At 50.1% G+C, this 15,714-nt stretch carries 10 protein-coding genes; 2 read left to right on the top strand and 8 right to left on the bottom strand.

From position 1 onward, the window contains the following. Positions 1-170 precede the first annotated feature (170 nt). Positions 171-2,264 carry a methyl-accepting chemotaxis protein gene (locus JSQ97_RS03685; protein ID WP_239446914.1) on the bottom strand — a complete coding sequence of 698 codons (2,094 nt, stop codon included), beginning with the start codon at positions 2,262-2,264 and terminating at the stop codon, positions 171-173. A gap of 285 nt (positions 2,265-2,549) precedes the next feature. On the opposite strand from JSQ97_RS03685, the gene JSQ97_RS03680 reads away from it, so the two are divergent. After that, positions 2,550-3,314, top strand: coding sequence for a transglycosylase SLT domain-containing protein (locus JSQ97_RS03680; RefSeq protein ID WP_205074804.1), 765 nt, complete (start codon positions 2,550-2,552; stop codon positions 3,312-3,314). A 127-nt stretch (positions 3,315-3,441) separates the two neighbouring features. Beyond that, the gene (locus JSQ97_RS03675; protein WP_205074803.1) at positions 3,442-4,119 is read left to right on the top strand and encodes a DUF2715 domain-containing protein; all 678 of its coding nucleotides are present in this window, start codon (positions 3,442-3,444) and stop codon (positions 4,117-4,119) included. A gap of 175 nt (positions 4,120-4,294) precedes the next feature. Here the strand turns inward: JSQ97_RS03675 and mnmE are convergent, their stop codons facing one another. The 7 genes from mnmE to hisD all read right to left on the bottom strand — a co-directional run bounded on the left by mnmE (position 4,295) and on the right by hisD (position 14,940). After that, positions 4,295-5,680: a tRNA uridine-5-carboxymethylaminomethyl(34) synthesis GTPase MnmE gene (gene mnmE / locus JSQ97_RS03670; protein WP_205074802.1), complete on the bottom strand. Its 1,386-nt coding sequence runs from the start codon at positions 5,678-5,680 to the stop codon at positions 4,295-4,297. Between the two features lie 9 nt (positions 5,681-5,689). Then, positions 5,690-8,017, bottom strand: coding sequence for a putative glycoside hydrolase (locus tag JSQ97_RS03665; RefSeq protein WP_205074801.1), 2,328 nt, complete (start codon positions 8,015-8,017; stop codon positions 5,690-5,692). A gap of 147 nt (positions 8,018-8,164) precedes the next feature. Continuing rightward, complete coding sequence (locus JSQ97_RS03660) at positions 8,165-10,255, bottom strand: methyl-accepting chemotaxis protein (RefSeq protein ID WP_205074800.1); 2,091 nt, start codon at positions 10,253-10,255, stop codon at positions 8,165-8,167. Positions 10,256-10,569: 314 nt separating this feature from the next. After that, entirely contained in the window at positions 10,570-11,577 is a 1,008-nt protein-coding gene (locus JSQ97_RS03655; RefSeq protein WP_205074799.1) for a leucine-rich repeat protein, read from the bottom strand. A 173-nt stretch (positions 11,578-11,750) separates the two neighbouring features. Further along, the gene (fmt, locus tag JSQ97_RS03650) at positions 11,751-12,719 is read right to left on the bottom strand and encodes a methionyl-tRNA formyltransferase (RefSeq protein ID WP_205074798.1); all 969 of its coding nucleotides are present in this window, start codon (positions 12,717-12,719) and stop codon (positions 11,751-11,753) included. Positions 12,720-12,903: 184 nt separating this feature from the next. Next, positions 12,904-13,479 carry a peptide deformylase gene (gene def / locus JSQ97_RS03645; protein ID WP_205074828.1) on the bottom strand — a complete coding sequence of 192 codons (576 nt, stop codon included), beginning with the start codon at positions 13,477-13,479 and terminating at the stop codon, positions 12,904-12,906. 93 nt (positions 13,480-13,572) lie between these two features. Next, positions 13,573-14,940 carry a histidinol dehydrogenase gene (gene hisD / locus JSQ97_RS03640; RefSeq protein WP_205074797.1) on the bottom strand — a complete coding sequence of 456 codons (1,368 nt, stop codon included), beginning with the start codon at positions 14,938-14,940 and terminating at the stop codon, positions 13,573-13,575. Between the last annotated feature and the right edge of the window lie 774 nt (positions 14,941-15,714).

The following is a 15,714-nucleotide window of genomic DNA, read 5'->3' as shown; positions in this document are numbered from 1 at the left end:
GTATATCGTATTACTATATCATATTTGAAAGAGCCTTACAATTGAGTATGTTCTCATTATCTGAAGATAAAAAAACGGCTCCGCATGAACGAAGCCGTCTGAAAAAAACTTAATGATACATATATCGAACGCGCACGGCCGGGCATTTTAAGCAGCCTGTGCGCAGTGCATCACACTTTAAACTTACCCACTTCCTCAGCCAGCTTTTTGATGCTCGTTTTGTTTTCCTGCGTGATCCGGTTCACTTCCTGCACCGCGTTGTTTATCTGCACCGCTCCCGACGCCATTTCATTCATGCTGTCCGTAATGATGCGCGTCAGATCGTCAAGCTTCCGCATCTCTCCGGCAACGCTCTCCCCGCCCTTCAGCATCTCTTCCGATCCCGACTGCACTTCCATCGTCACCGTGCTGATACTCTTTATCGCCGCAAGCACTTCTTTGCTCCCGTTTTCCTGCTCGCGCATCGCTTCCGTCAATCGATCGCTCATCGATTTTACCTGCTCCGACAAATTGAATATCGTATTGAACTTTTCTTCCGCCGTTTTCGACGACGCCGACAGCGTTTCGATTTCTCCGCTGAGCGTTTTCAGCGTCTCCGTTATCGTCTTGCCCTGCATCGCAGAATCTTCGGCAAGCTTTCGGATCTCATCGGCAACGACCGCAAAACCCTTGCCCGCCTCCCCCGCATGCGCCGCTTCGATCGCCGCATTCATCGCAAGCAAGTTCGTCTGACTTGCGATGTGCTGTATGACGCTCGAGGCTTCAAGCAAACTCCCCGATTCTTCGGCGATCTGTTGCGTCACCGCATTGGCGCTGACGACGCTGCCTTTTCCGTCGGCCGTCGCATCCGCAAGCGTTTTGATAACGTCATCCGTCTGTTCGAGCGTCTGCGTGACCGCGCCGATGTTCGCGACCATCTCTTCCACCGATGCCGACGACTGGGCGACACTTGCCGCCTGCGTTTCGATGCTGTTGTTAAGCTGTTTGATCGTACGCACGATCTCTTCGATCGTCGCGGCCGTTTCGCTCACGCTTGCCGCCTGTGTCAGCGCCTGCTGTTTTACCCCGTCGATATTCGCGCTGATTTCGTGTACGGAGCTTGCCGTTTGGGTCATATTCGACGCAAGCTCTTCGCCGATGGCTTCCATCGTGCCAGAGTTTTCTCCGACGGTTTTTACGGAACGACCGATTTTCGCGATCGTTTCGTTGAAATATTCGGCCATATCGGTGATCTCATCGTTGCCGTGGACGGGAAGACGGACAGTAAGGTCACCTTCGCCCTGTGAAATATTCCGCAATGCACCGACGACTCGTTGGATCGGTTTCACTATGGCGCGCGCAATGAGATAGATACCGATAACTGCGATAACCACCATAATCACGGTGAGACCAATGAGCGAAAGGCGCAGGGTGTTTACCGTGCCCATAAATTCATTTACGGGAGCGCGGATGATGACCGACCAGTCGGCCATTTTCATTTTTGCAAAAGAAGCGATATAGGCTTCATCTTGGTATGTGTAGTAACCGATTTCACTTTCGTCGGTATCCAAAACGTGTTCCAAAAAAGCGGCGCACGAAGCAAGCTCTTTATTCGTTTTTGCCTGCTCGATGATATTGGCTTGACTTCTAACCAGCTCGGTATCTTTATTCGCGATAATGACACCGCTCTTACCCATTATATAGCAATTGCCCGTTTCGCCGACAACGATATCGGAAACAATATTTGAAAGAAGCTTTGCATCCACAACACAGTTCAATACACCGAGCATGTTGCGATCGTTATCATATAACGGTAATGCAAGTATAAGCGTAAATTTATTCAGCGACCTGGAAAGAAGCGGTTCCGAAATAAATTTATTACCCGCAGAAACGGTCTTAAACCATTCCCTGTCATGCACATCGATGATCGTGCCGTCGCTCGTCGTACGTACGCCGGAAAGTCCGTACAGATTAAGCTGTTCGATTTTTTCATTCAAAGAAACCGCTTTTTGCAGATAATCCGCCTTTTCCCGATATGACACTGCAGGATCTTTCAGAACGGGTTCCCGCGCAATATCCTCAAGAAGTTGAAAAAAGACTGCAATACGCCCGTCGACGATTTCCGCCGTATCGTTTGCCTTGTCGATAAGGTGCGTTTCCACTTTTTCAATGACCGCTTTGCGAGATGAAAGTACGGCTATGAGCGATAAGATTGAACTCGTCAGAAAAGCCATACACCCGAAGATAACGAGAAGTTTGTAACGAAGAGAAAAACGCTTTTTCAAAATAGAGCCTCCATTCCTTATGCTACGCGTTTGCGTTTTTTGTATTCGGATTCAGGCAACGCCGATATTCCGGACAACGCTTTTATCGCGCCCGTCGATCCGAGCATTGCGGGTACACTATATCACTAAGCACAAAGTTTGAAAAGAAAACAAAATCTGCAAAAGTAAAATCCGCAGCGATCTACAAGCGGTTTACGGAAGATAGCAATTGTCCGAGTTTTACGGTATAGTTGTTCATGCCTGCCGTTTTTCGGAAAACGCACGGCAATTATCGGTATAACAAAAATGAAATACAAACCGAACGGAAAAGATTTTGCAAAGACAGGGAAAAGCGCTCTCATCTGTATAAGCGTGCTCGGCGCATTGTCGCTGTCGATATTTTTTATATTCCCCGAACAAAAGGTCGTACCCTTCGACATCCCCGCAGCGAAAAACGAAAGGCCGAAAATACGGGCGGAATTCAATACGCCGCTGTCCGACAAACCCGCCGTCGTCCGGCACGGAGACGAAGGGCTCACGCTGTACCGCCAGCCGTATTACCGGCTCGCCGTCGAAGATTTTTATATCAGCGAAACGAACAACCGCGACATTACGCTGGCCATCCTCGAATTCGCCGACAAAAACGACATCCCGCTGTCGCTCGCATTTTCGCTCGCATATACGGAAAGCCGCTACAATATACGCGCGGTCAATTACAATACGAACAGCTCAATCGACCGCGGCCTCTTCCAGCTCAACGACCGCTCTTTTCCCCAGCTCGGCGAAAAAGATTTTTTTGATCCCGCAGTCAGCGCGCGCTACGGTATGGCGCACTTGCGCTTTTGCCTCAATATCGCCGGAAATATCATCCCCGCGCTTGCGATGTACAACGCGGGCGCGAACCGCGTGCGCGCAAACAGTACGCCGCAGTCGACGCTCAACTATATCGGAAATATCATGACGCACAAGCAGATGATCGACAAACGCTTTGCCGAAGAAGTTATGGCATATATCGATTATAACAATCCGCTCGATGCGAATGCGTCGGTCGCGATGGGCGGAAAACGGTAAGAGAATATGTTCCGATAATTTTCCGCTTCGCACGAAAAAACATATTAAAAAGACAAAAAAACAAACGCTGCCTTGACGTACGGTTAAAAGCGGTTTATTATTAATTAAATTTTTATGGAGGAACAAAATGAAAAAACTGTTTTTGGTTTTTTGGGCAGCGGCGGCGATTTCCGCGCATTCGTTTGCGGCGGAGTTTATCCTCTCTCCCACGATAGGTTTTTCGAACACCGGCGTTGCGGGAATATGGAAAACAACGTCGACAGTCGGATCTGTTTATAATGAAGCAACCGATACCTTCACGATGTCCTTCAATCACATGCCTATCGGTTTGACGCTCGGCTTTATCACCGACAAAGGTTTTACCTTTACGGTAAACAACGACTTTTCCGTTGCCGGCAAGGGTACGATGAAATCCGGCGACGACTCACTGGATCTCAAACTCGATAAAAATACCATTTTTCAGCAGAGCTTTATTTTAGGCGCTACATTTAAATTGCTCGATCAAAAGCTCTTTATCAATATCGGTTCAGGGCTTGCATGGGGCATCGGAAAAATAACGCCGTTTATTAATGACATATCATTTCCGGCAGATATGTGGCACTTCAATGTCGGTATTCCGTTACAGGCCGGAGCGCAATATTTCTTTACCAAAAACATCGGAATCAATTTACTGTTGTCGGACACGGTCGGTCTCGCAATCGGCAGATACAGTTATACAATAGGCTCTATCTATGAAAACACAATGACTTCAGTCGGGTTTTCCAATATCTTCAGCGTAAAAATCGGACCCATATTCAAATTCTAAGCAAATAGGCAGCCGCTGAAACCCTGTCGGTTTTCAGAGTTTCCTTTTTCGGGTATCCGAAAACAGTATGAGCGCCGGTAGAGCTGCGATGCCCGCCGGCGCTTTTTTATGCGGCGGAGTCCGCGGTCTCGGAGGAGTCGGAAAACCGCGCTCGAAGCCGCCTGTCATTTGCGTTTCACTTTCCGACGCAAAAATTGCCGAATACGCTTTCGAGTATGTCTTCCGGCGTCACTTCTCCGGTCACTTCGCCGAGAGAGGCGAGCGCGTCTTCCAAATCCTGAACGACGGCATCGAGCGCGTAGTCTTCGTCGGCGCTCTCAAGCGCATGGCACACGCTTAAAAGCGCTTCTTCGACCGATTTTTTTTGTCTGGCCGATCCGAGTCCCGCCTGCTTCCGATCCGTATCCGTCCCCGAAACGAGAGCGCGCTTTACTTCTTCGACGAGGCTTCCGATCCCGTCGCCCTTTTTTGCACTTACGACCATTTCCGCGCGCAGATCCGCGATCATTTTTTTCTGTTCATCGGAAAGCCGCTTCGCGCTTTCGACATCGCTTTTGTTCCATACGAACACGACGGGTTCGGAACACTCTCTCAAAAAAGCTTCGTCGTCGGAAGTAAAACCCGCCGTACCGTCGGCGAGGTAGAGTACGAGGTCCGCATCCTTTGTGAGCGAACGCGCCGATTCAACGCCCTGCTTTTCGACGATATCCGCCGTCGCGCGCAAGCCCGCCGTGTCGAAGAGGCGCACCGGTATGCCGCCGAAATCCGCCCAGCTTTCAAGCCAGTCGCGCGTCGTACCTGCAATATCGGAAACGATCGCGCGTTCCTCTTTTAAAAGCGTATTGAATAAACTCGATTTGCCGGCGTTCGTCCTTCCGCACAAAACAACGCGCGCTCCGTCCTGATAGAGCTTTTCGCTTTGCCACGAATCGACGAGAGACTGCAAAAAAAATGCCGCCTGCTCGATGTCCGTGCGGTCGAAAGAATCCGCTATCGTCTCTTCGTCTTCGGGATATTCGACGGCGACTTCGATAGAGGCGAGCGTATCGACGAGCAGCTTTTTTATCGAATCGATTTCGTCGAAGAGAGAACCCGAAAGCCTTCCGGCAGCCCGGCCCCTCGATGCGTCGGTGCGGCTTTCGATGATTTCCCTCACCGCTTCCGCTTTTGTCAAATCGGTTTTTCCGTTGACGTAAGCGCGGAACGTAAACTCTCCGCGCTCGGCTTCGCGAAATCCGTTTGCAAGCAGCAATTTATTAATCGCGCTCACGACCGCAGGTCCGCCGTGGCACGAGATTTCCGCCATATCTTCGCCGGTAAAACTTTTCGGAGCGCGGAAAACCGACACGAGCACTTCATCGATTTTTTTATCTCCGTCCCGAATCCAGCCGTACACGATCGTGTTGCCTCCGGCATTCAACAATGCATCGGGACGAGAAAACAGTTCGGCAACGAGTTCGATGCAGCCTTTTCCCGAAGTGCGCACGATGCCGAGCGCGCTCGGAGCGAGCGCCGTCGCTATGGCGGCTATAGGTTCATCCGGCGTATAGGTTCCCGACATGTACGCTCCTCAGCGCAAGCGCATAAACGGAATGTAGAGAAACGGCGTATAGCCCGCCGCTTCGGGATTTTTTCGAGTTCTCTCCTGATGGAGTACGCTGTCGAGTACGGAAACCGTTTCATCGGCAAAGGGCGGCTTTACCGCGCTTCCGAACGCCGGCTTTCTGAATTTTTCATCCGCTTCGGGTGCCGTACCGATATACTTCGATTCGGCAGTCACATCGGGCAGGATATAATCGTAGGCGCCGAGATTGTTCCAATACAGATAACCGCGGTCGACGGAATCGCGTACGCCGAAAATTTCCTTTTGAATGTATTCGGTACCGTAATATTGCCGGTCGTAGCTCACGTTCAATCGGAACGCCTGCACCCACGGGCGGATAATCGTCCTGTTTCTCGTCATCACCGACGCGCGGAACGTTCCGTAATAGTAAATTCGATACGTCCTGTCCGCATAGGGCGCGCGGTTCATAAACTCGTGTTCGAAGTGATTGGGATAAAACATCGGAGAAATGACATCGACGTATTCTCCGAGCATCTCCGCATCCTGCCCCGTGCGCGTACCGCTGCGGTACCATCCGTTGGCGCCGTATATATCGATCCCGATCGGCGCATCGATGTTTTCGCGCGCATACGAAAGGAATGAAATGAGCGCGCTCTCTTTCGTCATGCCCTTGCTTTGCCGGCGGTACGACGCGCTCTTCAAATTCAAGCCGTCCGTCGGAAAGCGGATGTAATCGAATTGGATTTCATCGAAGCCCCGCGCGATAAGCTCTTTTGCGACGGCGACGTTGTATTCCCATACTTCTTCGGAATAGGGATCGACCCAGTTTTCATCGTAATACGACACCGTCTTTCCCGCAGTCGAATCGGATCCGGCATCATAAGACTTAATACCGACCCACGGACTTTTCGACGCGACATCCCACACGGCGTACTTGCCGCCAGAATACTTGGCGAGGTTCCGGTCTTTAAACACGACGATGCGCGCAATGAGATATACCTTATCCTTTTTAAACTCGGAGACGAAGTGATCGATGTCGACGGCGTACTGCGATACGCGCCCTTTTTCCGCGACGAGCGGATCGCGCGGCTTGTAGCGCAAAAGACCGTAATCGTCTTTCATATCGATGACGAGCGCATTCAAATTATTATTATTTATTAATTTTCTGAAATTGTCGATTCCCGTCTGCTCGCTGCCGCGGTTCGGCGGCATATATACGCCCTTTTTCAAGTTCGCTTTTTCAGCATACGGCGTGTTGATCGTGCCGGGGTAGAGCATCCACAACTCTCCGAGCAAAAGACCTTCGGCAAGACCGCTTTTGCTTTTCGGCACCCACGCCGCGTTGACGATGCCCGGAACGCATGAAAAACTCCGCTTCCAGCTTTCAAAGTTTGCAGGAATGCCGGGACTTTGCAAAGACGCGGCATCGATCGAACCGAGCGATTCTATGCGCGTAAAGACGAGGACACCTCCGACGCTCGTAATGCTTTCGATGCTGTCGGCGGGTTCCGTTCCCTCATAGATGCACACGGATGTTTTTGAGTTCCAATCGAATCGATAGAGGTTCGGCAAATACGACTGTGCAAAATAGATTTCAGCGTATTTCGTTCCGTCATCTTTCGTTCTGACCAGAGGATAGATATCCGAAATCTCGTCGGGCGACGTGAGCGACGCCGGCATTTTTATACCCTTGGGAACATCCTGCCACGCGGCGTTTTTCGCATACGGAAATATATACGAAAGTCCGAATATCGGGTGCGATTCGAATACGGCGAGCGCCCCTCCTTCCATCGTCGCAATTGCAACGGCTTTGATGCCCGGCGTTATCCTGCTCGTCGAGCCGATCGACTTCCACTCCCTCCCGCCGTCGCTCGTTATGTACACATCGTTTTCGGTAGCCGTCGCCATGTTCAGCGGATTTAACGGATCGAAAGCCAAGTCTTTGAGGATCGGAACCTGCTCCGTAAGCGTCACGGTTTTTCCGTCGTATTTTTTAATAATGAGCGGAGCGATGCCCTTGTTGCGCAATTCGAAATCGACAAGATTTTCGCTGTACACGATTCCCTTCGATGTGCGGAAATACCAGCGTTCGCCGAAATTTCCTCCCGCTTCAATGCGCACGATCTGCTCGACTTTTCCGTCCGTCCACAAAGGGATCGCGGTATTCGACGACGCAATTTTATATAAACCTTTATCGGAACCTGCAAGAAATGCCGCTTCCCGTCCTGAGTCTGCGGAAGACGGCAGTTCGTAGAGCGGCTTGGCATCCTGAGCAAAACCTTTTGCCGGAACGATAAAAAAAAACGATGCGATAAAAAAAAGTAAGAGAGCCATATATCGATTATCGGCAGAGGGTGGATAAATGTTTAAATTACACGGACAGACGCATACCGTGTACAGGAACGACCGCGGACGGCGCGGCGTTCCGCCAGTCGCCGGCGTACGATCCGCGCATTATACGGCAATTTTTTTTGAGACGGTCTATACTTTGAACTTACCGACTTCTTCCGCCAAGTTTTCGATACTCCGCTTATTTTTTTGCGTTATCTCGTTCACTTCCTGTACGGCGTTGTTTATCTGCACCGCTCCCGCCGCCATTTCGTTCATGCTGTCCGTAATAATACGGGTAAGATTGTCGAGCTTACGCATCTCTGCGGCAACACCTTCGCCGCCTTTCAACATTTCTGCGGAACCTTCACTCACTTCGATCGTTACCGAATTGATGTTTTTAATCGCGGTGAGCACTTCTTTACTGCCGTTTTCCTGCTCGCGCATTGCTTCGGTCAAACGGTCGCTCATCGATTTTACCTGTTCCGATAAATTAAAAATCGCATTGAATTTTGCTTCCGCGGTTTTTGCGGAATCGGAAAGTATTTCGATTTCACCGGAGAGCGTTTTCAATGTCGACGTAATGGTCTTCCCCTGCGTCGCGGAATCTTCGGCAAGTTTGCGAATTTCATCGGCGACGACGGCAAAGCCTTTACCCGCTTCACCCGCGTGAGCGGCTTCGATAGCCGCATTCATCGCCAAAAGATTCGTCTGACTTGCGATATGTTCAATGACGCTTGACGCTTCCAGCAGACCTCCCGATTCTTCAGCGATCTGTTGTGTTACCGTATTCGCCTTGACGACCGTACTTTTACCATCGGCGGTAGCATCCGCAAGCGTTTTGATGACGTCGTCCGTTTTTTCAAGCGTTTGCGTAATCGATCCGATATTTGAAACCATCTCTTCTACCGATGCCGAAGACTGCGCAACGCTTGCAGCCTGCATTTCAATGCTGTTGTTCAGCTGTTTGATCGTACGCACGATTTCTTCGATTGTGGAAGCGGTTTCCGTTACGCTTGCAGCCTGTGTGAACGCTTGTTGTTTTACGCTTTCTATATTGCTGCTGATTTCGTGAACGGCACTCGCCGTTTCGGTCATATTCGAGGCGAGCTCACCACCAATCGCTTCCATGTCGCTGCTGTTTTCTCCGACCGCTTTTACGGAGTTACCGATCTTTTCGATCGTTTTATTAAAATACAGCGCCATATCGGTTACTTCGTCGTTGCCGTTTACCGGCAGTCGAACAGTGAGATCCCCTTCCCCCTGCGCAATGTCATACAGTGCACCAACGGCGTTTCGAATAGGCGCTATTATTTTCAACGCAATAAAGTACACGACAATAAAAGCGACGATCAAAGCAATGCAACCGATGACAACCAGATTCCGGATGAGTGACCGTACAGAACCCATAAATTCCTCGACCGGTGCTTTTATAATAACCGTCCAACCTGATGTTTTCATCGTCGCGTATGAAGCGATGTACGATTCGCCTTTGTACGTATAATATCCTATTTCGCTTTCATCTATCTTGAGCGCATGACGAAGAAATTCCGCAGTCGATTCGAGCGACGGATCCTGTTTGGCATCTTCGATAAGATTATACATTTTTTCTACGACGTTTCTGTCCGGATGCGCAACCGTCGTCCCCGTTAAACCGAGTACATAGGAGTTGCCTGTCTCTCCTACAACAATGTCGTCAATGTCATCACACATTTCGGTCCCGCTTATTGCCGCCAGCAATATATTAACAATATTTCTGTCGCGATCGTAAACGGGAACGGCACATGCAATGATCAGTTCGCCGCTCACACGCGAAATAAGCGGCTCCGACATAAAATCTTTTCCGGATACGGCAGCTTTATACCAGTCGCGGTCTCCGACAAAGAGATTGCCGTTTGCGGTATACATATATCCCTGCGTATCGCAAAAATCGAAATCGTTGATACGCTTATTAAAAGCCGCTTCGTTTTTTAAGAATTGCAATTTTTCCCGAACGGAAAGAGATGTGTCCTGTAACTGCGGCATACGTGCGATGCCTTCCATGAATTGAAAAAAAGCCGTCACTCTGCCGTCGATAATTTCCGCAACATCGGTCGCTTTATCGGTAAGATGCTTTTCGACTTTTTCGATTACCGCCTTTCGTGCAGTTCTGATTGCAAATATCTGCACTGCCGCGACAGCCGTTAAGATTAATAATCCGAAAATAAGGATAAGTTTATAGCGAAGGGAAAAACGTTTTTGCACGTTTTCCGTATTGACAATTTGCTCCGTCGAAACGCTATGATTTTTTCGGGGGGGGGGGGGGTAATTGTATTGTTTTCCGACATACCGATCGCTCCTTTTTTTAGATAGTCTTAAATAGAAGTTACACTGAAAATTACGTTCTCAGCGTAACGCACAAAGCATCATATATCTTGATATGAAATTTTGCAAGATAAAATATCATTCTGCTTATTAAAAAATTGTTTTAACTTGACAAATAAACAAACTCGACGCAAAACGGAACTTTCCGAAACGCCGGAAAAAATATCGCTAAAAAAATCTGCGGCAGCTTATATTTACGGCAGAGTTACATAACACCTTGCCGAACCCGCCAAATCGATCCTGTCGCCGTTTTTTAATACGAGGATGAATTTCATTTTTGCCCAATATTCATGACATTCTTTCAATATCGTATAAATCAAATCGGTATCCGGAAGTTCGAAGTGTTGTGTCGGAACACCCGTAAAAGTATAGACCGTTTTATTTTTTTTGATTTTGATAGGAAGCGTACCCATAAGCTCGCCTCCGTTATGCACATCGTATACGAATATGTTCGCCTTTTGCGTTTTCTCGGGCTTTTCGGCAAGCGTTATCGTATAAGCGATATCGTCCCACATGTGATAATTGGCATGGTCAAAAGCGACGGTACTTCTTTCCCCTACAGGCGGCTCATCGTTTTTTTTATCGGTCTCTTTATCGGAAAAATCTTTTTCGTCCGAATAAACGATTTTTGCGTCGTTCCACGCGTTCCACGCGAGCGACCAGTCTTTCGTATTCGCATTTTTATCGATCAGTATGTATTCGAGCGAAAGGCAATCGCCGAAAGCACAAGCTCCGACATAACGCACGCTCGCAGGAATTTCGATGCGCTTTAATGAAGGCACGTCAAAAAATGCGTTATAGTTAATTTCCTCAAGCCCGTCGGGAAGCGTTATCTCTTCAAGCTGCATACAGTCAAAATAACGGAGACGTTTTGTGCTCATCGGCAGCACGCATCTGCGCACATTTTTGATGTGAAAAAGCTCGAGTATGCAATCGTCGTCTGCATACGTGCATTCCGACAGATCCAAATCGAAATACAGGTTTTTGGAATTTCTGGTTTCCCACGTCAGCGTCACCAAACTGTTTTGCGTTTCGGAAGAGAGCACGTCTTTTATTTTTATTGAAACGGTTTCGCTCTCGTCACCGGATGTGATTTTATAATTTTCGACATAGGATTTAAATTCGGAAACCGTAAAGGTTTTTTGAGCGAACGCTGAAAACACCGAGCAAAACACTGCAAGCGCGATAATCGATTTACGCATAATTTCTCCCGGAACCGGCCGGCAGGCGGCTATTTGTTACATTATGAATGAAATACAAAATTTCGTCTATTGCTGTAAAAGTGTCGACGCAGCATCTTTACCGTCGGCACACAGCCCCTCGTGAATACACCGTACGCCCGATACCCGGCGCACATGAACCGCCCTGCAAAAGATCATCGCAGCACGGTACCGACAAAATTCCGCGCGCCGTTTATAAAGGACTGAGCGCCGAGCGCTTTTTTCCCCTGCCGCTGCAGTTCCGTCACGGCGAGGATGCCGCTTCCCGTTTGAACGAGTATCCCCCGCTTTTTATCGAAGGAAAGCACGGTGCCCGGAACTTCGGACGAAACGGCAGCTTTCGTCATAGGCGGCTTTTCGTCTTCGACGGCGCGGGCGGAAAGAATTCTCAGCGGAGAGCCGTTTTCTTCCGTCCACGCTCCGGGTTCCGGAAAATACGCGCGTATCTTCGCATCGATTTCCGCCGCGCTTTTCATCCAATCGATACGGCAATCGTCCTTTGTAATGATCTTCGTGTACGAGGCTTCCCCCGCCTGCTTTTTTCCTTCGGAAAGCTTGCCGTTCGAAGCGCATTCGCCGAGCAGTTTTTTAATAATTTCAGCGCCACGGACTGCACAGTGATCGAGCAATGAACCCGCCGTTTCGCTGCCGTCAAGTGCTACGATCTCCTGCGCAAGGATATCGCCTTCGTCCATTGCAAGCGAAATCGTCTGCACGGTGACGGCCGTTTTTGTATCGCGGTTCAGGATAGCTGCGTTTACGGGAGCAGGCCCCCGGTATTTCGGAAGCAGAGAGGGATGCAGATTGACGGCGCCGAGCGGAAAGAGCGAAAGAAATTTCGGACCGAATATGTGACCGTAGGCAAAGCACACGAGGATGTCGGGGCGGATACTTGCGATTTCTTCGCGCGAAGCGGCATTCAAACGTTCGGGCGTAAAAAGCGGAATGCCGCGCTCTTCGGCAAAACGCGCAACCGCAGTCGCCGCGGGCGTTTTATGCCTTCCTTGCGCACTCGGCGGATTTGACAAAACGCCTGCAATTTCATAAGCGCCCGCACCGTCAAAAAGCAGCGAAAGCGTTTTTGCGGACGCTTCGGGACTTCCCGCATACAGCACTCGAATCATCGCTCGTTCCTTTTAAAAATTATTAATTAATAAAATCGAAAAAACTTCTTTGAACTGCGGCATTGCAAAAAGTGTCAATTTTCGAAAATGCCGCAGCCGTGCGCGTTTCTCACGACGAGGAACTTCGCTCCGACGTTTCAAACGAGCGCACACGTACATTCGCGAGTTTTACAGCTGCCGACCGTCAATGAAGTACGGATTTTTTCGCTTCTTTTGCGGCGATCTTTGCCGCGATGCGCTTCTTTTTCGCTTCTTTGTCCGCACGGCGCTTTGCAGCCTTTTCTTCGCGCTGCTTAAACTGCTCTTTTGTCTTTTCCGCGAATTCGGGATCACCTCTGTCGATAAACAAAATGCCGTCCAAGTGATCCGTTTCGTGCTGAATGATCCGCGCGAGCAGACCCTCAGCTTCAAGCGTAAACGGTTTTCCGTTTTCGTCGAGCGCCTGCACTGTAACGCGCACGGGACGGCGAATCGTTTCATATACGCCGGGAATCGAAAGACAGCCTTCTTCGTAATCGCCGACTTCTTCCGACGTCGAAACGATCTGCGGATTTATAAAAACGCGCTTTACCTCGTCATCCGCGACGGCGACAAAAAGGCGCAGTTTTTTTCCGACCTGCTGGGCGGCAAGACCTACGCCGTTCGCATCGACCATCGTTTCAAACATATCCTCGATGAGCGTTCTTATCTCATCCGTCACTTTTTCGATCGGCACCGCTTTTTCACGCAGCACTTCTTCTCCGAGCTTACAAATCCGTATCACATCGCACTCCGGAAATCGATTTATCTTCGAGCTCGCCGTAAACACAGCATCATTCGCTGCCGCTTTCCGAACTCACCATTCGACAAATTATTAATTTTTCAAACGCAGACGAGCGGCTCTCGCGTGAGCGGCAAGCCCTTCCGCGTCTCCCAAACAGGCGGCAGCTTCGGCGCTCCTTTTTACCCCCGCCTTTCCTTTTTCACATCTCAATGTCGTCACCGTCTTTAAAAAAGTGCGCACGCTCAAACCGCCGGTAAAACGCGCCGAGCCGGACGTCGGCAGCGTGTGATTCAGCCCGGCGGCATAATCGCCGAACACTTCGGCCGCATAGTGCCCGATAAAAAGCGAACCGTAATTGTGAACGAGGGAGACGAGCTTATCGCATTCGCTCCCTTCGGAAACGGCAAGCTCCAAATGTTCGGGCGCTTTCCGGTTTGCAAGTTCCGCCGCTTCTTCGAGCGAGCCGGTGATGATGATCCTCCCGCACGAGGAGATGCTTTCTTCGGCCGTCGCCCTTGTCGGAAGAGATGCAAGCTGCACTTCGATTTCCGATGCGACACGTTCGGCGAGCTTTTCGTCGGGCGTCGCGAGGACGGGCTGCGCGACCGGATCGTGCTCCGCCTGCGCAAGCAAATCCGCCGCAAGCCACGCGGGATCCGCCGAACCGTCGGCAATGATAAACACTTCCGTAGGACCTGCAAGCATATCGATGCCGACCGTACCGTAGACTTCTTTTTTTGCAGCCGCGACGAATTTATTGCCCGGGCCGACGATGACATCGACTGCCGGAATCGATTCCGTACCGAAAGCCATCGCGGCGACCGCTTGAGCGCCCCCGCATGCGAACACCGTTTTTACGCCGCAGATAAAAGCCGCCGCCATGATGCCCTCGTCCGCATAAGGCGCCCCTCCGACAAAAGGCTTCCCTGCCTGCCCCGTACCCGAGCGTTCAGCTTCACGCATATCGTTCGGATGAACGCGGGGCGGTGTGCAAATCACAAGATTTTTTACACCCGCCGCAAGAGCGGGAGAAATCGTCATAACGACCGTCGAAACGAGCGGAAACCTTCCTGCCGGAATATAAGCGCCTGCGCTTTCTACGGGGATCGTCTTTTGCCCCGTAAACACACCCGGCTCAAGTTCGGTTTCGAAATCCGAAAACGATTTCTTTTGCTTTTTCGCAAAGCGCAGCGCCGAATCGAAAGAATACGAAAGCGCGTCGTAGAGGGCAACTCGTTCGCGTTTGAGCTTTTCCGCCGCCGCACGCAATTCGTCTTCCGGCAATAAAAAAGATGCGGGAGAAGCCGCGTCGAATTTTTTCGCGTAATCGCGGAGCGCCGCATCGCCCTGTTTTTTTACATCGTCGATAACCGCCCTCACCGTTTCCGCCGAACCGGAAAAACTGCGCGGCGCAAAAAATTCTTTTTCGACTTCCGATGCGTATTGAATCCTGATCATGACAAAATCAGTATAGCAAAAAAAATGATATTATGCACGCTCATTCAGGCTCGGTTTTTTCAAAGGGGGAAAGTCTCCCCCTCGCTCCCGCCTGCATCCCTCCGCAAGGGGCTGTCCAAAAACTTCAGTTTTTGGACAGCTTCCTTGATTTTATATGCGATGTTTAAAATTAAGTCATTGCGATATAAAGACTTAATTTTAAACTCGACAGGCTGTCGAAAAAGTAACCGACTTTTGAGACAGCCCTTTGCTCCGCTCATACGGTCGTCCGCTGCCCCCTCTGCGGGGACACCCCGCAACGCCCCGAACGCGGCATGAGCGCGAAAAACAAAACGTAATGCGCGGAAATTGCAGCTCGCACGATGCGCGCCGAATCAACAACCCCCGACGCAGCCTCGCAGCGAAGCTTCAAGCGGCATCGGGGTATCAAATCCTCCGCACGAATAATTTTGCGTATCGAACGGCGGATCGAGTATGACCGTTAGAAAAATTATACGATATACGTTATACTATATAACGATGCCTAAAATTATTTAATTAAAAATCATTTTTTAATAATATGCACGGAGGATGCTCTTATGTCTATTGCAAAAAAAATACGGCTCGCTATAGCGCTTGCAGCCGCAATGATGCTCGCAGGATGCAGCGGCCCCGACGAATCCGGATCCTCTCCGAACACACCGTCCGTACCCCCCCCACCCCCTCTGAGATAACGATAACCGTTGCGGGGGATTCGAATGCCGTTCCCAAGGCCGACCATACCTTTAAGGTAGA

This window comes from Treponema sp. Marseille-Q4523 (genome assembly GCF_016901105.1).
GTDB lineage: Bacteria > Spirochaetota > Spirochaetia > Treponematales > Treponemataceae > Treponema_D.
The sequence above is the reverse complement of the archived record's forward strand: the minus strand, read 5'-3'. Positions and strand labels throughout refer to the sequence as shown.